This is a genomic window from Cytobacillus sp. BC1816, assembly GCF_051353635.1.
GTDB lineage: Bacteria > Bacillota > Bacilli > Bacillales > Cytobacillaceae > Cytobacillus > Cytobacillus oceanisediminis_C.
On the sequence record NZ_CP195611.1, the window covers coordinates 4,795,472 to 4,822,065 of the forward strand.

General features: G+C 38.0%; 17 protein-coding genes and 1 pseudogene. 8 read left to right on the plus strand and 10 right to left on the minus strand.

Annotation, left to right across the window (positions count from 1 at the left end):
* Positions 1 to 15 precede the first annotated feature (15 nt).
* The 3 genes from ACR42H_RS24340 to ACR42H_RS24350 form a co-directional block, all read right to left on the minus strand.
* Entirely contained in the window at positions 16 to 1,977 is a 1,962-nt protein-coding gene (locus ACR42H_RS24340) for a hypothetical protein (protein WP_436373719.1), read from the minus strand.
* Positions 1,978 to 2,155: 178 nt separating this feature from the next.
* Positions 2,156 to 3,562, minus strand: coding sequence for a DUF4179 domain-containing protein (locus ACR42H_RS24345; RefSeq protein ID WP_436373721.1), 1,407 nt, complete (start codon positions 3,560 to 3,562; stop codon positions 2,156 to 2,158).
* Positions 3,555 to 4,106, minus strand: a complete 552-nt coding sequence (locus ACR42H_RS24350; protein ID WP_436373723.1) for a sigma-70 family RNA polymerase sigma factor — start codon at positions 4,104 to 4,106, stop codon at positions 3,555 to 3,557. Before ACR42H_RS24350 ends, ACR42H_RS24345 begins: the two co-directional genes overlap by 8 nt.
* A 198-nt stretch (positions 4,107 to 4,304) precedes the next feature.
* Here ACR42H_RS24350 and ACR42H_RS24355 point away from each other — a divergent pair, with 198 nt between their 5' ends.
* From ACR42H_RS24355 to ACR42H_RS24370, 4 genes are all read left to right on the plus strand, one after another.
* Positions 4,305 to 5,054 (plus strand): Wzz/FepE/Etk N-terminal domain-containing protein, encoded by a 750-nt coding sequence (locus ACR42H_RS24355; protein WP_436373725.1) that lies wholly within the window; start codon positions 4,305 to 4,307, stop codon positions 5,052 to 5,054.
* Between the two features lie 81 nt (positions 5,055 to 5,135).
* A complete protein-coding gene (locus tag ACR42H_RS24360) occupies positions 5,136 to 6,455 on the plus strand; it encodes a flippase (protein WP_436373727.1) in 1,320 nt (439 codons plus the stop codon).
* Positions 6,452 to 7,600, plus strand: coding sequence for a glycosyltransferase (locus ACR42H_RS24365; RefSeq protein WP_436373729.1), 1,149 nt, complete (start codon positions 6,452 to 6,454; stop codon positions 7,598 to 7,600). The genes ACR42H_RS24360 and ACR42H_RS24365 overlap by 4 nt, the downstream gene beginning before the upstream one ends.
* Positions 7,601 to 7,611: 11 nt before the next feature.
* On the plus strand, positions 7,612 to 8,886 hold the full coding sequence (locus ACR42H_RS24370; RefSeq protein ID WP_436373731.1) for an O-antigen ligase family protein: 1,275 nt from the start codon (positions 7,612 to 7,614) through the stop codon (positions 8,884 to 8,886).
* Positions 8,887 to 8,917: 31 nt separating this feature from the next.
* Here the strand turns inward: ACR42H_RS24370 and ACR42H_RS24375 are convergent, their stop codons facing one another.
* A complete protein-coding gene (locus ACR42H_RS24375) occupies positions 8,918 to 13,561 on the minus strand; it encodes a cell wall-binding repeat-containing protein (protein ID WP_436373733.1) in 4,644 nt (1,547 codons plus the stop codon).
* 244 nt (positions 13,562 to 13,805) lie between these two features.
* Complete coding sequence (locus tag ACR42H_RS24380) at positions 13,806 to 14,918, minus strand: heparan-alpha-glucosaminide N-acetyltransferase domain-containing protein (protein WP_436373735.1); 1,113 nt, start codon at positions 14,916 to 14,918, stop codon at positions 13,806 to 13,808.
* An 83-nt stretch (positions 14,919 to 15,001) separates the two neighbouring features.
* On the opposite strand from ACR42H_RS24380, the gene ACR42H_RS24385 reads away from it, so the two are divergent.
* Both ACR42H_RS24385 and ACR42H_RS24390 read left to right on the plus strand, forming a co-directional pair.
* Positions 15,002 to 15,730, plus strand: coding sequence for a PIG-L deacetylase family protein (locus ACR42H_RS24385; protein WP_436373737.1), 729 nt, complete (start codon positions 15,002 to 15,004; stop codon positions 15,728 to 15,730).
* 86 nt (positions 15,731 to 15,816) lie between these two features.
* The gene (locus ACR42H_RS24390; protein WP_436373739.1) at positions 15,817 to 17,634 is read left to right on the plus strand and encodes a cell wall-binding repeat-containing protein; all 1,818 of its coding nucleotides are present in this window, start codon (positions 15,817 to 15,819) and stop codon (positions 17,632 to 17,634) included.
* Between the two features lie 155 nt (positions 17,635 to 17,789).
* Here the strand turns inward: ACR42H_RS24390 and ACR42H_RS24395 are convergent.
* Positions 17,790 to 18,962 (minus strand): annotated as a pseudogene (locus ACR42H_RS24395) (FAD-dependent monooxygenase).
* A gap of 408 nt (positions 18,963 to 19,370) precedes the next feature.
* On the opposite strand from ACR42H_RS24395, the gene ACR42H_RS24400 reads away from it, so the two are divergent.
* Positions 19,371 to 19,904 carry a hypothetical protein gene (locus ACR42H_RS24400; protein ID WP_436373741.1) on the plus strand — a complete coding sequence of 178 codons (534 nt, stop codon included), beginning with the start codon at positions 19,371 to 19,373 and terminating at the stop codon, positions 19,902 to 19,904.
* Between the two features lie 217 nt (positions 19,905 to 20,121).
* Here the strand turns inward: ACR42H_RS24400 and ACR42H_RS24405 are convergent, their stop codons facing one another.
* Positions 20,122 to 20,757: a lysozyme inhibitor LprI family protein gene (locus tag ACR42H_RS24405; RefSeq protein ID WP_436373743.1), complete on the minus strand. Its 636-nt coding sequence runs from the start codon at positions 20,755 to 20,757 to the stop codon at positions 20,122 to 20,124.
* A gap of 173 nt (positions 20,758 to 20,930) precedes the next feature.
* Positions 20,931 to 21,629: a hypothetical protein gene (locus ACR42H_RS24410; protein ID WP_436373745.1), complete on the minus strand. Its 699-nt coding sequence runs from the start codon at positions 21,627 to 21,629 to the stop codon at positions 20,931 to 20,933.
* 411 nt (positions 21,630 to 22,040) lie between these two features.
* Here ACR42H_RS24410 and tagU point away from each other — a divergent pair, with 411 nt between their 5' ends.
* Positions 22,041 to 22,970, plus strand: coding sequence for a polyisoprenyl-teichoic acid--peptidoglycan teichoic acid transferase TagU (gene tagU / locus ACR42H_RS24415; RefSeq protein ID WP_436373747.1), 930 nt, complete (start codon positions 22,041 to 22,043; stop codon positions 22,968 to 22,970).
* A gap of 378 nt (positions 22,971 to 23,348) precedes the next feature.
* On the opposite strand, the gene ACR42H_RS24420 is transcribed toward tagU, so the two are convergent.
* Both ACR42H_RS24420 and ACR42H_RS24425 read right to left on the minus strand, forming a co-directional pair.
* The gene (locus ACR42H_RS24420; protein ID WP_436373749.1) at positions 23,349 to 24,701 is read right to left on the minus strand and encodes a lanthionine synthetase C family protein; all 1,353 of its coding nucleotides are present in this window, start codon (positions 24,699 to 24,701) and stop codon (positions 23,349 to 23,351) included.
* Positions 24,702 to 24,712: 11 nt separating this feature from the next.
* Positions 24,713 to 26,572, minus strand: a complete 1,860-nt coding sequence (locus ACR42H_RS24425) for an ABC transporter ATP-binding protein (RefSeq protein WP_436373751.1) — start codon at positions 26,570 to 26,572, stop codon at positions 24,713 to 24,715.
* Positions 26,573 to 26,594: the final 22 nt, after the last annotated feature.

Consider the following 26,594-nt stretch of genomic DNA (forward strand, 5'->3'; position numbering starts at 1 on the left):
GGCTTATGCCCGCCTTTAAATATTTTCCGCTCTATGCAATAGTGAGGACTTATATTCTATAATTTTCGGGTCACCCATTAAGTATGGAAAAAGGAGGACAAGGCCTGCTGCATATAGAGCTACTGCAAAATACGCAGGCAATAGATGGATAAAATCATTGTAGCCAATCATCCAATGGACACTAAAAGCTCCAAGAAATCCAGGAAACCCTCCAAGCAGAAACATCCACCAAACCCATCGCTTTCCCTGCTGAATTCCCCAAAGAGCCGTGGCAAGAAGCGCAATTGAATTCGATAATAAGGCTCCGCCAAACCCTGCCCTGTCATGGGCAATAAGAGAAAGCAGGCGTTCGTTTGTCTGTATTAATTGATCTGTTGGTATTTGCAGGTAACATAAATCCTCTTTTACAAATACATCGGTGATTCCTACATAGGAAATAGTCAGCCCGCCAATTGCGAAAGCAATTCCCAAAATGACAAACATGAATTGTCCCCACTGTGCGAGAAGCCAATTTCGATCATTAACAAGATTTGGCTGCCCTTTCAAAGTTTGGTTTCCTTTGCTTCGCATTGCAAGAACAAACATGGGCAATAGCAGAACCGCAGCCAGAGCATGCAAAGGATCAAAATAACCATGCCCTAAATAGAGGAAAAAACTGATAAAACCTACAATTCCAGAAGCAAGCAAAGCTGTTTTCGCCCAATGAAGCTCATATCTTAGGCCAAATCGTCCTAATATAAAATAAAGGATGCCAATGGAAATCATGGTACCTGCCAGTGTAATGCGATCATGGGACATAAACTTAATCAGTTGAGGATAGATATCCTTTATTTCATCAGTCTGCATGCCTAAAAAGGCTTCGTCATATGGCAGTAAAACGGATGTTAGAGCAATTATCCAGGCAATAATTCCGCCCACTATCATGCCTATCCCCAGCAAGCACATCCATCCCCAATATCTCCAGAAGGAAGCGGCAGCATCAGGTTTAACTGAACGGGAGCGTTCATACAAGATAACTTCATTCACACGCTTTGGAAGTCCTGGTCCAGAGTATACTAACCCGCTGTGCAATTGGATAAAATCCGCACCTGTTTCGATCAAATCTAAAGCATCCAGCGGCTCATGAACACCACTTGAGGCGATGACCGTCTTTTCCTTCCCAAAATGTTTTCTAATGACGGCAATTTTCTCGATACTAGGATTCTTGCCTGCCTTGGCCACTTCATGCCCCCTGCTAGTTTGAATGGAATCTCCTATAATAAAACCGGAAAATCCTTTCAGAGGGATTGAGTGTAATAAGGCGGTTAATTCATTAGCAGGCAAGTCTAAAGGGATATATATGAGAATAGGTTTTTTCTCTGGACGGCTGCTGTAAAAGTGAATCAGCCTCTGGCATAGCTTAATAGTCTCATCTATGCTCCTGAGTTCATCAAGAATATCCAGATAGTAACCTGAGGCATACCCGGAAACTTTCCCACTTAGTGTGCATATTTCTTCAAAGGCTTCTTTCAAGTTACTCCCCGATGAATGCCTTAGCCGAAACATTAACGGCAACTTAGTACAGTCTATTTTTAAACGCTCGAGGATTTTATCCGCTCCATCATTTGCATAAGGATCTGGGTAAATAATAGCTTCTTTTTCTTTATCTCGGAGAATGGGCTGTTCGCAATTTGTTTTATTCAAAGTGACTGGCCCGACCTCTATAAAGCCAAAACCAATTTCAGATATAGCCTTATGGGCTTTAACATGAGGATCAATTCCTCCGCTAAGACCAACAGGGTATTTTATATGTATTTGCTCTAAATTGCCCTGCAATATAGAGGACATTTCCATATGACCCATCGTTCGAATAATAAAAGATCCAAATGGAAGCTTTCCCAGCATTCCAAATGTTTGCAGAGTTAAATCTCTGGAAAGTTCAGCAGGAAGGCTGAATAGCAAAGGTCGAAAAATAGTTCGATAAGACCAATCAGGCAATACTTGCTACCTCCTATAAAAAAATTAAGGACACCAGTCAATTTTAAAAGAATCCGACAGAAATTTTTTACTCATTACTCCTAACATTTTAACATTTTTTAACTCTTAAAAGATCTGTTTCCTAAAGAATAAAAAGCGTTTCTGCCATTATCAGAAACTCATTAGAGAGTATTTATAGCTATTTTTTTCTCTCCTGTTTTTTAAGCTGTTCCTTATTAATAGGAATCTTCAATTCCCATTCTGGAATCCATTCAGGTATATAATTTGTTGTAAGGAAATATAAATCATCACTGTACGAAGTCTTAAATTTTATCAATTGATTTTTGCGTTTATCAATTTTAATATCCCCATCACCGTTTATCCGTTTTTCGGGTGCTGTTTCCTTTCCCAGTTGTAAAGAAAGATTACTTTTTCTTTCCTCTGCAAAATCACCCACTACATCGAAATACACCCATACTTCATCTGGTTTCCTTTCAATTTTATTTACCACAATTCCCCCATCTTCCCCTTGGGGCAAATAGAGGGGCAGCTCACCTGTAATGGCTGTTGTATATTCCTTGATTAGGTCCGGATGAAAAAATCGATAGTATGGTTTTAGGGTAATAGATTCTGGTATACTTTCCACCGGAGAATATAGCCTCTTCCCCTTCCCTGTTCCTAAACCATCTTTATATCTAAAAGAATCACTCGAACCCCCAATTAGCTTTATTTCATTCCCTTTATCATCAAACAGCTTATAATCTATCATTCTTCCATTATTGATCAGTTCCGTTGGTTGTTTCCGTTCTATTTCTAAAAGAACACCACTTGGAGCAAATGCAATCGTGTTAACATTTATTTCCCCTAGATTCGTATTTTTTGCTGAATGGGGCTGGAACGTGTAGACTTCCCCCACTCTCTTTATCGGGAAGGAAAACCCCCATTCACCCTTGATATATTCTGACTCCATTTTTTCAGGATTAGAGACGATCAATTCCTGAATATCAAAATCTAAAGTAAATTGGTCTGGCAGATCCTGTTTTATCTCTAAGTTTTGCACTTTAATCACCTGATCTCCCTGCGTATCCTCCATCCCGCCTGATAATCCATATTCCCTTACTTTCTCACCATTGACCTTTATATCAAACAAAAAAATATCGAGGAGTTTCCCTTTCAAGTTTTGAGCTTCTGGTTCAATTGAATAAGCAACAGAAATTCTTGCCCCATCATAAAGCACTTCATGAATGGTCATTCTGACTCCCTCACTAACAGCTGATTGATTAATAACCTGGACTTTGCTCTCTTTCACAGCCTCCTTTTGCCCTTCATCTCCATATTTTGAAAAATAGGTTTGAAGAAATGGCAAGGCTGTGATTACTTCCTGTTTCATTGGCGTTTGCAGCATGATGGCTACGATTAGAACGGCAAGTGCAATAGGTGTTAGAATATAGGCAGCAGCGGCCTGAACTTTATTTTTCTTTTTTGGCTGTTCCTTACATTCTTCCATTTTATTAAAAACAGCCTTTCGGTCATCTGCAGTGAACCTTAACTTTTCCCTTTCTTCTTCTGACAGCATTTTATGTATTTGATTGTAAGGATCATTCATACGTGAGTACCTCCTTTTCCAATATAGGGGCCAGCTGCTCCTTGGCCCTGCGAAGCCTGGTATGCACAGTTGGTTCCGGAAGATTGAGAATAAGGGAGATTTCCTTTATGCTTAAATCCTGATAATATCTCATCAATATGACTTCCCGATACTTTAGCTTTAATGTAAAAACAGCTTTTTTGATTGTATTAGAAGCTTCCTTATCCAGATAATTTTCATCTATAGGAGCTTCCTTTTTGTTTGTTTCGGGAGTGGAGCCAAAGAGTACCACACGCTTAAACAAAGAGCTTTTCAGGTGATCTTTGCACTTATTGATCGTAACCCGGTAAAGCCAGGTTTTAATCGAACTGTCACCTCTAAATTCCGACAAATGCTGGAATGCAGCTACAAAAACGTTCTGTACAATATCTTTTGCCTCCTCAGCGTTCTTTACATATGAATAGGCAAGAAAGGTCAGTTCACTTCCATACTCAATCATAAGCTCTTCTATTATTTGTTTAATATTATTTTCAGGATTGCCCAGATCTATCTTTTCGGCATTCATTTGCATCCCCCTTTCAATAGTTAGACGAGCATGTAAGGGTTATTTGTTCAATTTTGACATTTATTACTCCCGGCTCCAGCACTTGGGAATTTCTGATAAACAAATTCCCCATATCATTATGCAGTCGGTGGAATTATTTAAGATATCTATGGTAAGATAAAAATGTTTTTATTTTGATAATTATAAGGAGAATTATTAATGGAGAAGATTAAATATCCTGTTTACGACTATATCAAGTTCATTTGGAAAAAGAAGCTTTTGCTGATCGGTTTTACTATTTTGTGCATGGTGATTGGCGCGGCGCTAAGTTATACAAGACCGACAGTCTATACATCAACAGCACTAGTTTTTACCGGAAATGGAAATAATGATGAACTCTCGAAGCCAGATTTAATTACAGGCAGGTATAAAAAGGAGCTTCCGGATGAATTCAAAAATTCCCTAAATGTCAAAGCTGATCCGTTCCAGATTACTTTAAGCTTAAGTGGAAAGGACAAGGAAGCAGTAGAAACTAACCTGAATAAAGTGGCTGAACAATATAAAAATGACTTGAAAGATGACTTTGATGAACTACATGATGCCATGGATAAATATAGAAATGCCCTTGAAGAAAAAGTGAAGAAAACAGAAGAGTCCATTACACAATATGAACAGCTAATTCAAGAAACTTCGAATGATAGTAAGCTTATCAGTTATTCTGAGATTTTAATTAATAAGATGGATATGGTTGATAAGTATAGAGCCGATTTTCATGAAGCCGAATATGATTTAGCTTTATTAGAAGAACCAAAGAAAAGTGATGTCAAAACAATACAGTCATCTAATAACAATCTTCTCAAAAACGCCCTATTGGCAGGCGCCTTTGGCTTTCAATTAATGCTTGTCCTATTAGTCCTTTGGAAATATATCATCAACGCCCGACGCGCATTATCCCAGCGTCAAGAATAATATAACATTCAAACCCTTAAAATCCTTGATGCCTCTGGTATTTTTAAGGGTTTTCTCGGTTTTACAACAGAAGGTGCTAATATGAGTAATTCTTTTATTAAAAATACAGTTATGACATTGACGAGACAAATCTCCGGAATTCTGCTGGGGCTGCTGGCTTCTATTATAATTGCAAGATCATTGGGTCCTGAGGGGAACGGGCTTTATCAATTAATTGTATTGCTTCCAACTACCCTAATGACATTGCTGAATTTTGGAGTAGGAACATCCAGTGTATATTATGTTGGACAAAATAAATATGAGATTAAAGATATTATTAAAACAAATACCGCTTCAGGAATTGTTCTTAGCCTTGTTTCTATTATTATAGGCTTCGTCGTTGTCATGTTTTTTTCAGACAAGTTCTTTGAAGGAGTGCCACAGGACTATCTTTATATTATCCTGATGATTATGCCACTGCTTATGCTTAATGAATTCTATCTGGTCATTTTTCAGGGCGTTCAGGATTTTAAGTCTTATAATTCCCTTGCCCTTTTACGGCAGCTGGCAGCTTTAATCAGCTTGGTGCTATTTATCTTTTTACTTCAAATAGGTCTGGTCGGTACAGTAATTGCTTTTACAGTTGGAGTGATCACACAATTTTCTGTCACACTCTTTTTGTTCAAGAAAAGTTTGAAAACCAACCTGCTGGCAGGAAAGATATCAAGAGATTATTTCAAAGATTCTTTTTCATTCGGTTTCAAAGCACATTTCAGCAATGTATTGTCCTTTATCAATTACCGGGCAGATATCTATCTTATTTCAATGTTTTTAAATCCGGCTGCAGTAGGGCTTTATGGGGTCGCAGTCAGTATTGCAGAAAGATTATGGATTGTCTCTCAATCCATTTCTTCTGTGCTATATCCTGTCATTTCTTCTTCAAATGATATTGAAAGCAAGAATAAATTAACAAGCATTATAAGCAGAAATGTTTTATTCTTTTCTATTTTGTCCGGAATCGTGTTCTATTTTGTCAGTGATCTTATATTCCGGATTTTATTCGGTGCTGCATATGACGAAAGCTCCGATATTCTTAAGATGCTCCTTCCAGGTATAGTTTTGTTTTCAGTTGATAGAATTTTATCTAACGATTTAGCCGGAAGAGGAAAACCTGAGCTTAATATGTATACTTCCATTTTCACCGTTGTTTCTAATATCATCCTGAATTTTGTGCTCATACCGAAAATCGGCATTGCCGGTGCAGCTGTCAGTACCTCAGTTACTTATAGCTTGAGTACCATGATTAAAATAGTTTTATACAAACGGGAAACAGGTGTAGCTTATTCCAAGCTTGTCCTATTGCAGAAAGAAGATATGGCTCTTTTCAAACAACTAATTAATAAGGCGGTAAAGAGAAAATGAAAGTCTTAATCATCCCATCTTGGTACCCCATAAAAGAAAATCCTATACTAGGCATATTCTTCAAGGAGCAGGCAAAAGCTATCCAAAAAAGCGGATGCGATGTGACAGTTCTTTACCCTGAGATCAAAACGATGCGTTCCTATAATACCGGCTGGAAAAAAGGGATTCAAGTTCAGAATGAGGATGGTTTAAAGACATACCGTTATAAAGGGTATAATCCCTTCCCTGCGAGAATTCCATATGCCACTGCGTTTGTATACTATATAAGATTAAAGACACTTTACAAAAAAATGATTGCAGCAGAAGACAAACCTGATCTTATTCATGCCCATTCCTGCTTGTGGGGCGGCTGGGCGGCAGCAAAAATTGCAAAGGAAGAAAACATACCTGTCGTGATAACTGAACACTCCAGCAAACTTGTCAGAGGTGTCCTTAAGCCTTATGAAGAGAAAGAAATTGCTGCCACCATGAAACTAACGGATAAAATTATTTCCGTAGGCCCAAGCTTAAAAAACGCACTCAATCAGTATACTGATAAAGAAATAATTGAAATCCCAAATATTGTAGACTTTAAGAGATTTCAAAAAGAAAGCAAGCAGCAGTCTGTAAAAACTAACAAATTCAGATTTTTCTCTCTAGCTTTGTTAACTCCTAATAAAGGTATGGACATTCTTATTAAAAGCTTTGCAAAAGGGTTTAAAGATCAAGAGGCTGAATTGCTTATTGGAGGGGATGGTGCCCAAAAGCAGGAATTAGTGGCCCTTTCAAAATCTTTGGGAGTGGAAAATCAAGTTCAATTTCTTGGAGCAGTGGATCGCAAAGAAGTGGTGCACCACATGAATGCCTGTGACACTTTTGTTCTTGCCAGCAAATTCGAGACCTTCGGGGTTGTTTTGATTGAAGCTCTTGCCTGCGGAAAGCCGGTAATCTCTACGAACTCTGGCGGACCCAGCTCCATTGTGAATGAAAAGAATGGAATTATTGTACCTGTAGATGATATCAATGAATTGAGCCAAGCCATGCAAAGTGTCTACAGTAACTATTCATCGTATGACCCTGAGGAAATTAAAAAGGATTGTTCGGCAAGGTTTAGTGAGGATGTAATAACGGAACAAATATTAAAAATATATCAGATGCTAGTATAGAGGTACCCAAAATGAATTGGAAAACCACAGCTTATATAATCTTATTTGCTTTGATTTTTATAGACCCATTTTTCTTCAATATTCCGATCGGTCCCTTAAGAGTGACCTTGTTAAGGGTGGTTATTGGAATCCTTTTCGTCATAATGCTTGATCATATTTTTATTAAAAGAAACCCATTTCATACCGACCATATTAGGATCCCATTAACGTTTCTGGGGATATGGTTTTACTATGGTGCCTTATCATTGATTTGGACAGGCAATAAAGGCACAGCGATCAAAGAGCTTTATTACTTCGCGGTCTTTCTATTATTAATTTTAGTACTGGTATTTTTACTGCAAAACCTAAAGAGCTCAGTGATTACAACTACCTTCTGGCTTATTGGAGTTGTACTTGTCCTTATTTCCATCTTGGAATATACATTTGACGTTCATCTCCCAACATCCCGATTTGTGATTGAAGCTGAAAGATTTTCAGATATAGATTATCGGAGGGCAACAGGTTTTTTCTATAATGAAAATGACTTAGCTTTGTTTTTAGTAATCCTGCTTCCATTTTATTTATCTGGTTTACTGAAAAAGCCTTTGCTAGTTAAATTGACGAATATCATTTTAATACTCGCTCTTCTTTTAATTACTTACCTAAATGACGCCAGATTAAGCGTAATAGCGATGCTATTGCAAATCCTGCTATTTGCATTGCTTTCATGTAAAGATTTGATTAAACATGGCACACGTCTATTACTTTTGTTCAGCCCGCTTCTTTTTCTTGCGGCAGCCGGAATTGTATACTCTCTTCCAAATGCTTCTATATTTGAAGGAATAAAGGGAGGCTATGGATCAGAGTACACACGCATAAATTTATATTTAAATGGTCTCTATGCAACATTTCAATCCTTTATGTTAGGAGTAGGCCCAGGAAACTTCCAGTACCATATTTATCCCATATTTAATACGTTAGGATTTATAAATCCCCATAATTGGTGGCTTGAAATTCTTACAAACTATGGCCTATTAATATTTGCCGGATATTGCGTCTTCTTTGGTTATATTTTAGTCCAGTTATACCTTATTTATTGGTCTGATAAAAGAAATAATAAATTGGCATTGACTCTTCTTCTAAGTTATATCGGGTTTTCAATAGGATGTCTAGGGCCAAGCAATTTATTTTATTATTGGCCGATGTGGCTTCTTTATGGCGTGACCCTTGGATATATTGTTCAAAAAAGAGAGCATTTAAGAAGGGGACGCAATCCTGATCATCCTCTAGAAAGTAAAGAAGGCTGACTCAAATGAGTCAGCCTTCCTTTTTATTCCATCACTTAAATAGGTTTTTTAACTTAGTAAATACAGTCTCGCTAACAGCACCTTTTCCACCAAGTACCGTAACCTTTTCCACGGATTCTTCAGCAAGGAAAGCTTCTGTCTCTGCTGGCAAGTTAGCATCAGTTAACAAAATGCCTGTATCATTCTTGGCAGCTAAAGCAGCACCCGCAAGAGCATCGGCAAACTGCTTTCCAGTTGCTACATAATACTCGTAAGCGCCGTTATCAAAATGCTTGGCAACATTTAAAGAAGTTTCATAACGAGTCTTCCCGCCAATACGGTAAGGGTTAGGCAATTCACTTGCTACTGAGAAAGATACAACTCCAGTTCCGCCAATTACCAGTGACTTGGAAGCACCTAAATCTCTGATCGCAGCACTAGTTACCGATGGTAGACTATACATTTCAGTTAAGAGAATCGGCATTCCATTTGAAGCCGCATAGGCAGCAGCAGATAGAGCATCCGGGAAGTCCTTGCCTCTAACCACAACAACTTCTTCTGCCCCTTCAGGAGCTACTTCATACGCAATGGCAGCAGCTGTTGCAAATCGGTCTTTACCGGATAAACGCTCAACATTCAATCCAGAATCTTCTAAATCCTGAGCGATTACTTCACTTACAGCACCTTTACCTCCAAGTATAATTACATTCTTAGCACCTAGGCGCTCAATTTCAGCCTTTGTTGCATCCGAAAGACTATTTGGTTTTGTTAATAGCAATGGAGCATCATTTTTCTTAGCTAACGGAATACCTGCAAGAGCATCGGCATAGTTATCACCGCGTGCCAATACAACAGTATCCGCTTCGGTCCAGCCCTTCTTGCTGATTTCGACTGCAGTTACATAACGGTCAGAACCAGAAAGGCGATTCACACGCTCTGCGTCTTCATTGCGGTAAATGTCTACTACCTGTTCAGTTGTATTTCCTGCACCATCTACAAGAGTTAGTGTGAAGGAGTTATCCCCTTCTTTTACAGGTACAGTAACTTCCGCAGTGGCCGTATCAGGCTCAGCCAATTCTTCCATCTGCTGAACAAATACCTTTTCACCATCTAATAATAATGTGAAGGCATTAAAGTTATCTTCAATATCAACATTGAATATAACTTCGTCAACTTCTTTATCAACAAATCTAGGAGCATCTGTGTTTAACACAGGGCTGGTTGTATCAATCATGATCTTACGGGCAAATGAAAACTCTTTTCCGGAAACGTCTTTTGCTACGATTTGGACATCATATTTTCCATCCTGTTCAAACGTAACAGTTGCAGTAAATTCATACTCCCCTTTGTCGTTTTGCTTGAATGAAACATCCTTGCCATTTACAGTTAGTGACTTAAGGGCGATATCCTCATGTACCAGTCCAGAGAATGTGATCGAACGAGTATTGTATTGTCCAAATGGAACAAGTTCATCTGTAGAGACATCAATAATCGGAAGTCCAGAATCCCCTACAGCTACTTCATCGAAGGACACATTATACACCTTATCGACAGCAGCTACTTCCACAACAGCTTTTTCAGGAATAGAATCAAGAACAACACTTGTTTTATCTGCAGCAGCATCAGCTACTTTCACTCCATTTACAAACACAGCATAAGCCGCAATACCAACACCGGCATCAGAAGCTTCCCAGCTTACTGTTTTGGTTTCAGCATCATATTCAGCCTCAAGCTTAGGAGCTGTATTATCTACGTATACAGGCACTTTCTTGGTTTGCCATTCAGCACCCTCGTAATGAACTTTTCCTTTTAGCTCATAGTAATATAAACCATCTTCCGCCGCTTTTCCTTTGACTTTTCCATCCCAGGCGCGTTCAGGGTTAAAGTCATAAGGATTGGTATCGCCGGAATCAAACCAATTCTTTCTGACATTTGATTCAAGATTTACTCTTGCTACCTGCTTTCCATCTTTATCAAGGATATTCGTCTGCAATTCCTTGGCATTACGAAGCATAGCTGGAAGAGCATTGATATCGTCAAGGTTGCCATCGCCATTAGGTGAAAATGCATATACATCCTTGCCATCTACTTTTAACAAATCTGCGAAATAATCGCCATTTTCGACTAGCATATCTGTACCTATAGGGAACGCATCATAGAATTTGTTTTCCCCAAGAGTCTTAAAGCCATCGAAGATTTCAGGGCGATCCCATTCACCATAGAATCCTAAGTAAGGTACAGTCAGTGTTGGGTTGGCACTATCCTTCTTGGCATCTTCCAAATGCACAAATCCTTCAACAAAGATATCTTCTTTAAGGTAGAGAGAAAGAGGCTTTCCATCTTTATCTAAACCTGGAAGTTTCGCTTTAGAGATATCAACTGTGACTGTGAACTCTACAGTTTCACCTGGAGCTACTGTCACTGTCTCAGGACCTTCAACTTCAACACCAGTAAGGTCACCGGCAATTAGGGCATTGCGGTCTTCTTCACCTTCAACCTGCTGAATTGTATCAGCTAGTACACGTGTTTTGACGTTATAAGTAACTTCTTCAGATTCAGAAATATTGGTAACCGCTAAAGGCAGTTCAAATTTAGTTTCTTTAAAGTCAAGAAGTTCTACTTTCGCTTCCCCTGTTGACTGATCAGTTAAAATGGCTGGTGATGATACTGCACTGAAGGTCTGCATCATGCCTGCACCCTGACGGCGAGGTGAGAAAGGCTGGCCATGAACATCATCAATTGTTTTCGCAGTATTTACCAAAAGAACTTTAGCCAATCGAGTGCGCTGTTCAAAATCCAGATCAGAGAATCTGTCATCCTCTTGCAGGAATTGCTGAACCAACGCAGATCCGCCGGCAACATGAGGAGCTGCCATGGAAGTTCCGCTCATTACCGTATATTTATCATCATTTACTGTAGAGTAAATATTTCCGCCAGGAGCTGTGATTTCCGGCTTCAATCTCAAATCAGGCGTAACACCCCATGAAGTGAAGTCAGTCATACGGCCCATTACCGGATCTTCTTTTTTGCTTGTTTGGGCAACAGAAGCAGTTGCATCGCCATTCGCAATAGCTTTTTCCAATTCTTCCCCATCGCCAGCTGAAATCATCATAAACGGCACATTCCAGCCGCCCTGGTTTTCATAGAATGTTCCTGCTCCAGAATCATATACAATGATTCCTGCTGCGCCTGCTTCTGCAGCGTTTACTGTTTTATCGAAGAATGATAGACTTCCGCGCTTAACAACGACAATCTTACCTTTTACATCGACACCTTGGTAATCAGAAGGGTTTCCGCAAACCTTACAAGCCTTTCCGCTTTCTTCTGTGACACCATTTGCCTGTGATAAGCTTACAAGCTCTAAACCGGAAGCAGCCAGACTGGACCAATCATCCACTCCATAGCCTGTAAATGTCTTTCCGCCTACTGTTGCCTGATGCTGGTACAAGTATGCAACATTACCTGAAGCAGCAACCTGCAGTGTATCCGGATTTAACCCTGGAGATCCAACAACCCCAATATCCGGGTTTTTTGCGTATGGTGCATCCCAACCGCTTCCCAGATGTGCAGAGTTACCCGCAGAAACAGCTGCTACAATTCCGTTTTCTACAGCTCTTGTAATCGCAACATCTTCGGCTCCATTTTCCTCATAAAAGGCAGCTGTTGAACCTAAGCTCATATTTAATACATCTGCACCGAGTTTAATAGAATCATCAATGGCTGCTAAATAAACATCAGACCAAGTGGACGGATAATTTGGATCGTTACTGAATACTTTCATGCCAAGAACCTGTGCTTCTGGAGCGACACCCTTGATGCCTCCAGTTTTTTCGTCTCCATTTGCTGCTACTGTACCGGCTACGTGCATACCATGCATGGAGGCAGCAGGTCCTAGGTCTAAAATGGTATCATTGCCGTCATAGTAGTTATAGCCATAAGGCACTTTATCTGAATAATATTTACCTTTTAGGCCGTCTTCTTTAACAAGAGCATCTACTTCGCTCTTTTCCAGATCAGCATTGGTTTTATCAATATTCTGGAAATCTTTATGTGAAGGATCGACACCTGTATCAATTACAGAAACAATCATACCTTCGCCTTTATATCCGGCATCTCCCCAAGTAGAAGCTGATTGGATAAAGCTGTGGCTTGTCTTCATGTTAGGCTCTACTTCTGGACGGTTGTAAGCATTGGCTAAATAAACAGCTTTAACACCGGATAAGCCTTCGATTTTAGCGACTTCCCCGTATTTTACTTCACCGCTGAATCCATTAAAAGCGGTAGAGAAGTTTTTAAGATATTCAAATTTTACGCCCTTTGATTTAATCGCACTTTTTACCGAACTTTGCTGTTTTATCACTTTTGAAGCTAGTGATTCTTTTGTCGATTCTGATAATTCTTTGTAAAGTTTTCCTTCTTCAGTTGCAGTCTCTAGTGGTGTTTTTCCGTCAAGTTCAACAATTACGCGTACTTTATCAGAAGCCTTTAATTCGGTTTTAAGAGTCTTATCTTTAAGTTCTGTTTTCTTTAATGTCTCTGCTTTCAATTCTTTAACTTGGCTAATTTTTTGGTCGTAGAAGTCATTTGAACTTTTAGTAGTTGCAGAAGCTGTGTAGCTGAAGCTTGATAGAACTAATGCAGAAGTAAGGGCATATGAAGCAATTTTACCGGCTTTTTTCCTATTTTGTTTTTTCAACTTTTTTCTTCCCCCATTATCCTTTAAATTATAAGAATGCTATGTACAATTGACCTTAGTACAATATTCCTAAGACAAGACCTGCCTCCTTTTACAAAATTGGTATTAATAGTTATATTTTACAAATTGCTAGATTGTTAGTCAATCAATATTTAGACAGTTCTAAATATTGAACCTATTACTTTCGATACAAAAAAAGGAGACACTTAAGACAAGGTCTCCTTTTTTCCTATTTTTATAGTCATTAAGCCTTCACATACCACTTTTTCAAGTGGAGGATAATAGCAACAGCAGACCAGGCTAAAAGCATCACGCCGGCATAGGCAAGCTGCGGATATTGGGTGATCAGGTCCATTTTACTTAATAGCCAGGCCGAAAAAGTTACCTCTTCCCCTCCAGCACCGATCATTATGCGGGCCAGGAATGAATAAACGATAAACTTGCCGAAATAAATGAGGAAGCTGTTTCGGCCGAACGCTTCTATATACCATGAAAATATAGTTTTTTTTGTATTTCTCAGCTGATCAAATATCAGATGGATAAAGGCGAATACAGTAATTACACTTCCAGCTGTCAGCATCGCAAATGAAGGAGTCCAGATCTTTTTATTAAAAGGCAAGAAGTGTGAAGCTGTATAAGAAAGAAGCAATACAACAGCTCCAAAAAGAATTAATTCTTTCCAGGCTCCCTTATCACGATTTTCCAATAAAATTTTTCCCGCTATCATGCCTAAGAGCACATTTGATAGAGCCCCTATTACCGTCATAAAACCTTCTGGATCATAGCCCATTTTCCCCTGATGATACAAATGTTCAGCTCCGAATACGGCAACATCAATGATGCCTGACGGATTGCAGTCAGGCTGCAAAAGCCCGTCCGTACAGCTTTGGCTAAATGAGAATAAAATATACCCATGAATAAGCAGGATGAAAGCCACAACAGGGATAAGCAATCGCCATGATTTTACGAGAGTGGAGATAATAACTGCAAGCAGCCCAAGAACTCCATATAATTGAAGTACCCCTGTAATGCGTATAGTAGATAAATCAACCTTCCAATCGACAATCATATTAAAGATTAATCCATAGATTATTAACCGGATGGTTCTCTTAATGAGCTTGCTCCAGTTCACGCCGCGATGATAGGCAAAAGCCATCCCTACTCCAAAAACCGTTATAAACCCAGGCAATATATAGTCCATGATTGTAATATCGTACCATCTGGCATGGCGGAGATACTCGTATCCTCCTGCCGGAATATGAAATAAAAACACAGACAGCAAAACAATCAATCCCCTTGTTATATCAAGGGAACGAAATCTTCTCTTTTTCGGTGTTTCTTTTAATGCACGTGCCATAAACAATATCCTTTCTAGCTAATGTCATTACTGTTATATGATATAATACTTCATGGTAAAAAACGCAGAAAAGAGGACTTTTCTTGAAACGATTGATAAGTATATTTGTAATCATAGCATTATTTATTGGCGGATATTTCTTGTTTAAAAAAGAAACAGTTATTTTTTATTCTCCCCATGCAGATGACGAAGTATTAAGTATGGGAGGGTCGATTATAAAGGCAGTGGAAGAAGATAAAAATGTCATTGTCATCTTGCTGTCCAAAGGACTGGCCAGCAGCGCCTATCATAAGGTGAACACAAAGCTTCAGGAAGAGGGCTATGATAACATATCCCCGGAGGAATTTGGCGAGGCCAGGATTAAGGAGTTTAAAAAATCCGTAGAGACCATGGGCGTGAAACCTGAAAACATCCATATTTACGATTTGCCGGATGCTGAATTTACGCCTGATATGGTAAAAGAAGTCATGATTGATATGGAAAAGGACTACCCTGGTGCGACCCATCATGTGATGACCTATTATGATCCACATCCGGACCATGCTTCAACAGGTAAAGCTTTAAAAGCCCTGCAAAAAGAAGGGAAAATTAAAAAGGCTGGTTATTACCATATCCCCATTCAGGAATTCGAAAATTTATCCTATACTGGCAAAGATGAAATAAGCAAAGAACATGCTGAGAAGTACCAAAACGCTTTGGATGCTTATGGCGAGTGGTCACCTGAGGAAGGAAAGTTTCAAATCGGTCAAATCTCGGTTACAGACTACTTTGAAAATGCGATTACATACCTGGAAAGCAGATGGCATCAGTAAAAGGAGAAATTTGTAATATTTTAGTGGATTTTGGTTTTAAAAGAATGGTAGGCTTTTATAGAGAGATTATTGAAAGGCGGAGGAGAATGATTAAAAAAGCTTTACCTTTTTTACTTGTATTTAGCCTGTTTTTTGGATCCTTCAGCCCTGCGACAAGCATGGCTGAAGAAACTTATGAAATTCCAACATACTATGAGACTAACAAGCTGCTAACAGAAGCGGCTCTGGCAAAGAATATCCCGCCTGAAATCGCTAAAACACTCGCCTATCAGGAAAGCGGCTGGAACCAATTTAAGGACGGAAAGCCATATGTAGCGCCTGATGGCGGAATCGGCATTATGCAGGTAACAAATGATGACAGATTTGATGAAGACCTATTAAAGACTGACATCGAATACAATATTAATGCCGGTTTGCAAAAGCTTGATGAGAAATTTCGCGGTGTTGATGGCAAACTGCCAACCTTAAATAATAATGACCGTGATATTCTCGAAAGCTGGTATTTTGCTATTCTAGCTTATAACGGCAGAGTTGAGGAAAATAGCCCATTAAAATTAACAACAGATGGAAGCAGAAATGAAAATGCATATCAGGAAAAGTTCTTTAGATTAATGAACGATTCCTTTTATATCGGAATGGGTATACACCCGATTCCATTTGACTTTAAGCCTGAGGATTTCGAATATAGCGGTGAACCAGATCACCTTTTAATTTTCAAAAAGGATCGTTATGAAATTCCTGAGCATCTGCTGCATAAGACAGAGCATAAATTTACACAAAATGATATCCTGCTTTCCGCGGATAGCGCGAACTTCCGCGAGGCCCCCTCAAGCTTATCAAAATCGCTGAAGAATCTCCCATCAGGGGAAAGAGAAGCTGTGAGAGTACTGGATAAATCATTTGCTTATGATCAATCAAACAAATATGGATTAGCGGATGACAAGATGCGGTTCCGGCAATACGTCTGGTATAAAGTAGAGATGCAGGATGGCAGAACGGCTTATACCGCCTCTAGTGACCTTAAGCATCTTGGCAAAAGATTATACGGAAAATCCCGTTATGATACAGCAGTTTCCATATCTCAGGAAGGCTGGAAGGAGGGGGCAGACACAGTAGTGCTTGCCTATGGGGAAGATTTTCCTGATGCACTAGCCGGGACTCCATTAGCCTATCAGCTGGATGCACCAATGCTATTAACTAAGGTTAATAGCTTACCAGATTCAACAAAAGCCGAGATTAGAAGATTGAAACCAAAAGCAGCATATATCCTTGGCGGTACCGGTGCTGTAAGCAAAAATGTAGAAACTGAACTTAAGCAACTAGGAATTAATCAAATTAGCCGTCTCGGCGGCAAAACCAGATTTGAAACGGCAAATGAAATTGCTATGCATATGCCTAATAAGGGAGATAGGGCCGTCCTTGCATATGGACGCAACTTCCCAGACGCACTAGCGATTGCTCCTTATGCAGCCAGGAACGGATATCCTATTCTTTTAACTGAGACGAATAAAATTCCTGCCGAGACAGCGACTATCTTAAAGGGCTTTAGCAAAACGCTTGTTGCTGGCGGCTATGGTGTTATTAGTAATAACGCGATAGCCAACCTAAACACTGTCCGTTTTAGAGGAACAGATCGTTTTGGTACAAACGCCGATATTGTAAGGAATTTAGAAATGGGCAGTGAACAAGCCTTTGTAGCCACCGGCTATAATTTTGCAGACGCTTTAACAGGAGCCGTTCTGGCTGCTAAAAAGAACTCACACCTTCTGTTAACACCGCCAGCTTCCATTAAAGATCCTATAAGGGCGACAATTTCAGAGAAAAAGTACGATTACTTCCAATTTCTTGGCGGTAAGTCAGTAGTCGGTATTGAGAATGAACTTGGAAAAATGATAGAAAAATAGAGTTGGTTTTGAGCATCTCTGAGATCAGACAACCCCCACTTTTGTGAAAGTGGGGGTTGTCACATAATAGCTATCTTACTACGAAAAAAAGAACAAAATTTAAGGGCTGCAGATACACATATATAAACCGTTTCTTCCTCAATGATCAAACTTTCTTACACCTCATACCCAATCAACCACTCTAAGCGCTTAATTTGAATTGAGCCAGGCATTGTACTCAGCAGAAGGTTTCTGAATTGGATTGCTGCAGGGTTCTCAAGCTGCATAAATCTGCCCATAACTCTAGACCCCCTTACAATTTGTGTGGTTCGCGGAATTCTCAATTTTTCATAATCCTTAAAAGCTTGTTGAAAGTTTTCTGGATGTTTCTCAATGCAGCGTGATAATACTATAGCATCTTCTATAGCCAGGGCTCCCCCTTGTCCCAAGTTTGGCAGCATCGGATGAGCCGCGTCCCCAAGTAAAATTGCCCTGCCTTGACTCCATGAATTAATCGGTTTTCTATCAAAAATTTCATGAATGAGGATATTTGCTTCCTTAGTCGACTCAATGACAGCTTCTATCGGTCCCCACCATCCCCTAAAATGCTCCAAAGCAGTTTCTTTCCTGTTCTGAGCTGTCTTCAATGTTCCCTCTGGGGTATTGATAGCTGCAAACCAAAAAATTCGACCTTTCCCCAAATGAGAGAATCCAAACCTTTTACCTGGTCCCCAAGCCTCAAAGCCACCTCCCAGCTCAATAGGAAAGCGCACATCATCAAATTGAGAGATGCCTCGAATAGCAGTAAACCCAGAATAACGAAGAGGGGTAGAGCCAATTAACAATCTCCTTACTTGGGAATGAACTCCGTCGGCACCGATTAAAAGATCACCTTCAACCGCTACCTCTTTCTCAAATATTGCGCTGATTTTCGATGCATCCTGTTCTATACTAATAAGCTTTTTCCCTAAAATAACAGTATCCGGCTTTAAATTTTGGTACAAAATGCTTTGTAAATCTGCTCGATGAATTAAAAAACTGTATGTCCCATATTGTTTTGCCTGTTCATGAACCGGTAAATTCACCAGCAGCTTTCCATCCCAAGTCCTTATTTCTGCATTTTTAACAGCTTAGCTCATCTTGCGAACCTGTTCGCCTAACCCCAGCTTGTCCAATGCCTTCATGGCATTTGCAGCCAAAACAATACCTGCACCCAACTCCTTAAGTTCGGCAGCTTTCTCGTATACAGTAACGTCCAGACCTAACTGCTGCAGCGCATTTGCTACTGAAAGTCCGCCTAACCCGCCACCAATAACGATTGTTTTGGGGAGAGCAGCTGGTATTCCCATGTTGATCACCCTTTCATGCAATCTTACTATTTAAGATACTACCAAAATCATTTCTTCACCGCCTCAAAAGCTTGAAATTTGTTGTGTTTCCAATCGGATGTTTGGTATAATTTAGAAAAATACAAGGTGTGATAAAGGTGTCACTTGCCTATTTGTTAACTGTTATTCCTCTTTTAATTCTTGGTATAATTTTTTTTAGCAATGAAAATCTCCCATTCTACGCAAAGTCATTTCTCCCCCTATTAATATTAATTCCAATTTATTACTTAATTGCTATTATTCCTGGAACCAATCGCAGAATTAAGAAAAGATATGGGCTTCCATTAATAGGTTTGATGGTTGTATTTTTTTTATTCCTATAAAACTAACCATTTCTTTATCAATGAAATAAAAAGTGTGGGGTCTATTTTGATTATTAATAAAAATATAATTCCCAGTTTTACAGGTGCTGTTATTCTATTCATTGTTTTTGTTTCTTTAATACCTGCAACAATAAAATGGGTATTTGCTCTATTTTTAATCTCGTTTCTAATACCTGCCTTCCGAGAGATCATGTTCGAAAATAAGTTAAGAAAGTTCAAAGCAGCATTTTATACATCCTTCATCTTTACATTAGGATTTGCCATTTTCCTGGAGCCTTCGTTGTTAATTTCCTTTGATTTTTCAAATTTATTTTGGCTTCTTCTTATCTTTTTTTATTGTTCAATAGGCATCTTTAGCTATGGAATACCCTCTTCTATCATTGCTGAACTTGTTTCAAGAAGGTCCACGAGATTCCGAACCTTGATATCTGGAATAATTCACATTGGAATGGGTCTCTTTACTGGTGTTATTGGAATTTATTCAGATATGATAGAGCCCGGTTTTTATGTCATACCAACGATATGTTCCGTAATTTTCTTCCTTCTTGATGAATTTACAAGAAGGAAGATTTATAAATAACAGAATACAAAAACAAATTTTGTTTTAGAATAGCGACACAGCTTTATGTTCGTTAAACTCCCCTTTACACCTATAACTTAATAAATTGTTTCGGGCCCGGTATGAATTTAGTTTCACAGTATCTAATTTCATATCAATAAATATGAAATTTCTACTATTAAGTCCCAATATATTTATGCAAGTAATTGAAATATCCTCTCTTGCAAAAAAATAAAAATTACTTCATGTAACTCTCAACTAAATCATAGCTTTTCTCTTTGGTTGTTCCTGCTTGAGAGGCTGTATACTCTAGCGATTCCATTGTTCCTCCTTCAAATTTCTTAGCTGCTTCTTTTGCTGTGTCATCTCTATAGGTGATCCACTTTCTTTGTTCCACTCTTAGTTTTTCCATTTCAGTTGTAGAAAGTTGCTTTTCCAGTACTTGATAAATTTCATTTAAAGCTTGATCCCATTTTGCTAATATCACTTCTTCGGATTCTATCATTCCTAATGTCGTATCATCATCCTTTTGACGTATTTCAGTTGCTGCTTTTTCAATGTCATTGAGTTTATCCATGTATTTTCCCTTATTTCCTATATTCTTATCTGTGTCTTTACTTACATTTTTATCTTCTGCCTTACTCTTTGTTTCTTGCTGGCTATCTTTTTGATCTTGGCTATCCGTTTGAACAGTACTACTATTTTCTTTTAAATCAGTATTTTGATCTTTTTGATTATTCGTTAAACTTTCTGAACTTTCCTCAACTGTTATATCATCGCTCTCAGTATCGCTATCATTTTTTTTAGAAACTGTTTCACTGTTACATCCGACTAAAAATATAAAAAGAGTTAATATCGTAAACATTTTTTTCATGAGAATGACTTCCCTTCTAGATTGTATAACACGTACACACTTCGTAATCTCGAACATTTCTTCCTCAGTTTAAGTACAAAATCCATTTAAAAAGCATGTTGCTAATTAATATCGTTCAATTGCTGAACATCAATAATTCCTACATTACATATAGAACTTTTCAAATTAATAAATTACCAAGATACCACAATCCATCCATCTTTTTGATAAATGGTGTAACCTTGTCTTTGTTCGAATTCAACTGTAACCTTTGCACTTGTTTCTGAAACAAAATCAATATTCTCCGATAAGCCTTTATAGATAAAACCATCTCCATTGAATACATCTTTAAGAAGTGCAGAAGAACTTAATGGTGTGGAAGAAAAACCCGTACTCTTATGCAAAATAGGTTCACCATTCTTTACTATGGCAAAAAGATCAGTATTAGGTACCGCATAAAGTTCTGAATCATATTTGTTCGCAATGTTAATTAAGTGTTGAAATTTTGTATCGTCCATAAAATTCACATACTGATATCCGCCAATTTCAATTGAGTCTTCTAATTCTCTTTCTTTCTCTACAGCAGGCTCAGTCTCAGTTTCAATAACTTTTTCATTTTCATTTTCTTCATTTTGTTCTTTTATTTCTTCATTTAAAACTTCTTTTGCCTCTTGTTTTTTAGTTAATTCCTTTTGAATTTCTTTAGGGTTTTCATCTTTTTCTAATTCAACATTTTTTTCATCCATTGAACCTTTTTCAAGTTGCATGGATTCATTTGAAAAAACAGGTTCCTGATTAGCAGCAACGTTTTCTGGGGCCCCTTTATAATAAAATGCACCAGCAGCAAATAAAAATAATGCCATAAAAATAATAGAATACAATTTACATTTCATTTAAACATCTCCCCCTTTTACTCATTCAATATTTAGACGATCACGAGAAGAAAAAGTTTCAAAAATTACCATAAATATTTCAATTATATTACATAAATATTTCATTATCGTGTCAATAAGCATAAAGTTCACAGCCGATAATAAATGAAACAATTAGAAATTCACTCTTACTAATCTATATTTTTAATATAAAAGGTTTTTACAAGCTGAGAGATGGTTTTTATGCCATCTCTATTTTTTGTAACTAAACACCCATGCCTTTCGTCTATTATTAACGGGGATATTTACTAAGACTTTTCTACTGAATAATTTTCTTTACAGACTGAAATTTCAGTATCAAAATGGATGAGATTCTGTTATTCTATATTTTATGATGTAACTTTTTGTCAATTTATGTGGAGGGAAGCAGCAATGAGGTCAGAGAATAAAAAGAAGAAACGAACCTGGCTCCGTGTGACCGGTATTTTGGTTTTGTTAATATTAATCGGCACAGGAGTATATGGATATACCGTATATAAATCATTAACAAGTGCAGTAGAAACAATGCATGAACCGATAGAAAGAGAGAAGTCCGAAAAGCGTACAGAGCAAATTACGCTGGAGAAGAAGGAACCTTTCTCTGTATTGATGCTTGGTGTCGATGAGCGCGAGGGAGACCGCGGACGGTCAGATTCCATGATTGTTCTTACTGTGAATCCAAACCAAAACTCAGTTAAAATGCTTAGTATTCCTCGTGACACAAGGACAGAAATTATTGGAAAAGGTTTTGACGATAAGATTAACCATGCCTATGCATTCGGCGGTGTTGAGATGTCCATGAATACTGTAGAGAACTTCCTTGACATCCCTATTGATTACTATATGCAAATCAACATGGAAGGCTTTAAGGATATTGTTGATGCCGTTGGCGGAGTAACAGTGAATAATGATTTAGATTTCAACTATGAAGGTGTTCATTTTACAAAAGGACAGTTAACTTTAAATGGAGAAAAAGCATTAAAGTTCTCTAGAATGAGATATGACGACCCGAGAGGCGACTTTGGCCGCCAGCTTAGGCAGCGTGAGGTAATCCAAGGGGTGCTTAAGGAAGGTGCCAGCTTATCTTCTTTAACAAACTATGATGAAATATTCACAGCTCTCGGCAATAATATTAAAACCAACATGAAATTCAATGAAATGGTAGATATTCAGAAAAACTATCGGACAGCTGCAAAATCAGTTGAACAAATGTCTCTTAAAGGTTCCGGAACAAAAATTGATAAAGTATATTACTTAATGGTTCCGGCGGAGGAAAAACAGCGCATTCAGAACGAATTAAAAACTCATTTAGAGCTTAACTAAGAAGAAGCCTCTTTCACTTATGTGAGAGAGGCTTTTGATAAAATTTCAAATATAAAATTCGGATAACGCATAGCTTAATATTGTTTATGGATTAAAAAAGGATAATTATGGAGAGTCGGTTGAAGTGTCTAAAAGGAACAATTATAAAGAACGCTATGATTTAGGAATCAAAATCCTTTATATTTTAAACTTTGGAATTGTTATAACATTAGGTTTGGCCATTTGTCTCCTTGTTTATTACCCAGAGATTCTAAGTATATTTAAATAAGCCAACTCCTTATGAGATGGCTTTTATACTTTTCTCTTTTTCAATAAATATTATATAAAACAAACCTTACTTTTCCTAAATGACTCTCTATTAAATAGATTGAAGTAACTTTAAGAAAGTAATAAAAATTCATCCCAATAAGATTCTATTTCAGGATTTTGTGCACTAATTAATGAAAGCAATATCCCCACGGTACCTTCCAATAAACCTACTTTTTCTATCTTCTTGGTTTGTCCGCCTTTTTCACGTACTAAATCAGCATAGCCATATCTTAAGTTACTATCATATAACCTTAGAACCTGTGAAATCAGTTCCTGTTTCCTCTTCTCACCCAGGTTCAATAATTGTTCATCCTCATTTAGAGCACTGGAATTTAATAGTCTATTTAATATATGTAAATTACCGCTATATCCGTGGCAGAGAATCGGAGATATAACATTATATTTACTTATCGGCATAGTAATCAGTGCTTTCGCCAACTCTCTAATCAACCTTTTCATTTCCAGATCTCCGACTGCCTCATGCGCTAAGTCAATGGCTCTGCAAATGCCAAAGCTCCCATAACACCACGCATCAAATCGATCTGTTTCATCATTTCTAAGGTTTTCAGAATCATCCAAGCCGACCATGCGTTTAAAGTATGGGCCTTCGTTATCATAAGAAATATGGTCTGCTAATATTTTGAATAGAGATCGAATTGCTTCATCGATATTTTCCCCTTCCATTCCTTTTATTTTAGCTAGGGATAGAAGGGAGAGCGGGCCTGCAATTCCGTGCGACAATCCTAAATTAACATAGCCACTGGTGAACTTCTCTTTGTCTTCTTCCACAATAATCGTTTCAGGAGGAGAATAAAAGCCGGTTAGCGGCTTCCCATTTACGTCCTGGGTTCGTGTTAATTTAATTAAATGAGGAATGATTTCTTCGCTTAATAACTCTCTGTATCCTGGGTGGCTGCTTGATAAGGCATATCTTCCGATTCCAGTTATTCCTGTTATAAGGTCATAGCAATATTCATAGGCCCCCGCTTCTATTTCACCATGCTTTTTAATTACCTGCTTAACAAATTCCCTGGACACAGGAAGCGAATATTCTTCAAGCGATTGCACCATTGATGAGTATCTAGTCCCTCCATGTGAAGCTAAACGGACAGCAAAATTCACTCCTGTAAAGCCATTAAATAAGGAGATTTGGTGAATTTGAGGGTTATTTTCAACTAATTCCTTTAGTTTAATCATATACTTGTGTGTTGTTAAGCTATATTCCATATCAGGAAAATATCGATCAAGTTCTGAGAATAAGACAATAAGGCCAGGATATCCATGGGATAAGGATAATGGATTCCATGGCATCAAATCATTTTGTTCATGTTCAAAACTGACATTGTCTGGTTCAGAAAACTTATCAACGAGGCTATTCATTATATGACCTAAATTATTGTTTTTTACCGTTAAAGTTTCCATAAATTGTCCCCTTATGATGAAGAATAACTTAATGCCGATTCCTTTTCCTTGGCGTATCCTCTAGATTGAGAATCATATAGCCTGTAATAATGGCCTTTGTTTTCCATAAGCTCATAATGAGTCCCGATTTCGCAAATCTCTCCTTCTTTTAAAACAATAATTTTGTCTGCATGGATGATATTTGAAAGTCTGTGCGAAATAAAGATTCCAATTTTGTCTCTGCAAATCTCCTTAAAGTTAAGAAATATTTCCTCTTGTGAAATTGCATCAATAGCGGATGTTGGTTCATCAAGGATATATATTTCAGCTTCACGAACGAAAGCCCGTGCAATAGCAAGTTTCTGCCATTGTCCCCCTGAAAGCTGAACACCTCCATCAAACCAGACTCCTAATTGGGAACTAAATTTATCAGGAAGTTCATCAATGAACTTCTTTGCGCCTGAAAGGTCAGCAGCTTGAATCACTTGTTTTTCATCATAATCATTGCTGCCAAGGGTAATATTTTCGAATGCTGAAAATTCATATCTATTAAACTCCTGAAAAACTACACTTAATTTAGACTGCCACTCAGTTACCTCGAAGTCCTGGATCGGGGTGCCTTTATAGAATATATTTCCCGAGGTGGGGTTAAACAGGCGGCAAAGCAGCTTGGTCAGCGTTGATTTGCCGGATCCATTCTCTCCAACTAGAGCAACTACCTCACCAGGTTTTATTGAAAAGTCAATATCCCTAAGTGTCATGTTATTTCTAGTTGGATAAGCAAAAGTAACATTCTCAAAAACCAATTGTTCTTGATAACCATCTTTTAGCCATGAGCTCTGATGATTCTTTCGCTGACTAGTAAACTGTGTCGGCAAGTCTAAAAAACTAAATAACTGATTCAAAAACAGATTATTTTGATACAGGTTAAAACATAAATGAAGCACCGATGAAGACTGAGATTGAGTCCGGTTTACTGCCTGGATATAGGCAATAAGAGAACCTATAGCGATAAGACCTGAAAATGCATCTCTTATTACCTGCAATAAAACGAATCCTACAATCAGCAAGGTTAAGGAATCAAATAATAAAGTAGTCATTAATCTCTTAAAAGACATTCTTTTATTATCTTCAAAAATTCTTTCATATGTTTCTACATACTTATTTTTAATGACCTTACTTTTGTTAAATGTCTGAATCTCCTTGACATTTGAGTCAGTTGTCATTAAATGAGTTATATAGTATAAAATCCTTCTTTTCGGAGCATGAAAAAAACTTAGCTGATATTCCTGCTGCCCTAGTTTCAAAAAGGAAACCGCAGAAATCACAGGAATTACAAGCAAGAGGAGAATCAGCCACCACTTCCATAAGATTAAAATGGCCGAAACAGATACGAGGGTTACCACACCGCTTATTATCCCAATGCTTTGTTCAAAAATCTGATAAGGACGGTAAGTAGACTCATCCCTGGCTCTTTTGATATTGTCGTAAATGATGTGATTCTCAAAATATTCATAGGGCAATGATGAAGCTTTATCCATTATTCTAATGTCTATCTCTTTTGTTATTTGATCCTGATAAATTTGTTTCAGGGTCGATACTACTGTATCCAATATGGATGAGACAATGATCAACCCTAAATAAAGCCCAAATAATAGAAGAACAAGGTTGAAATTTTCCAGCACACTGACCTGATTAACTAAAAGCTCCAGCAGCAAAATTAGTACTGCTGGAATTAGGCCAGTAATGATAGAGAGTGATACAATTCCAAGAAAATAAAATTTATTGGCCTGGAATAAGATCTTGTACATTCTCGGCCACATCTTGAAGGTTTCTAATACTGTTTTAATAGAGATTTTATCTTCCTGGGTGCTTTGGGAGGTATAATCCATACAAATCTCCCCTTCTTATGGA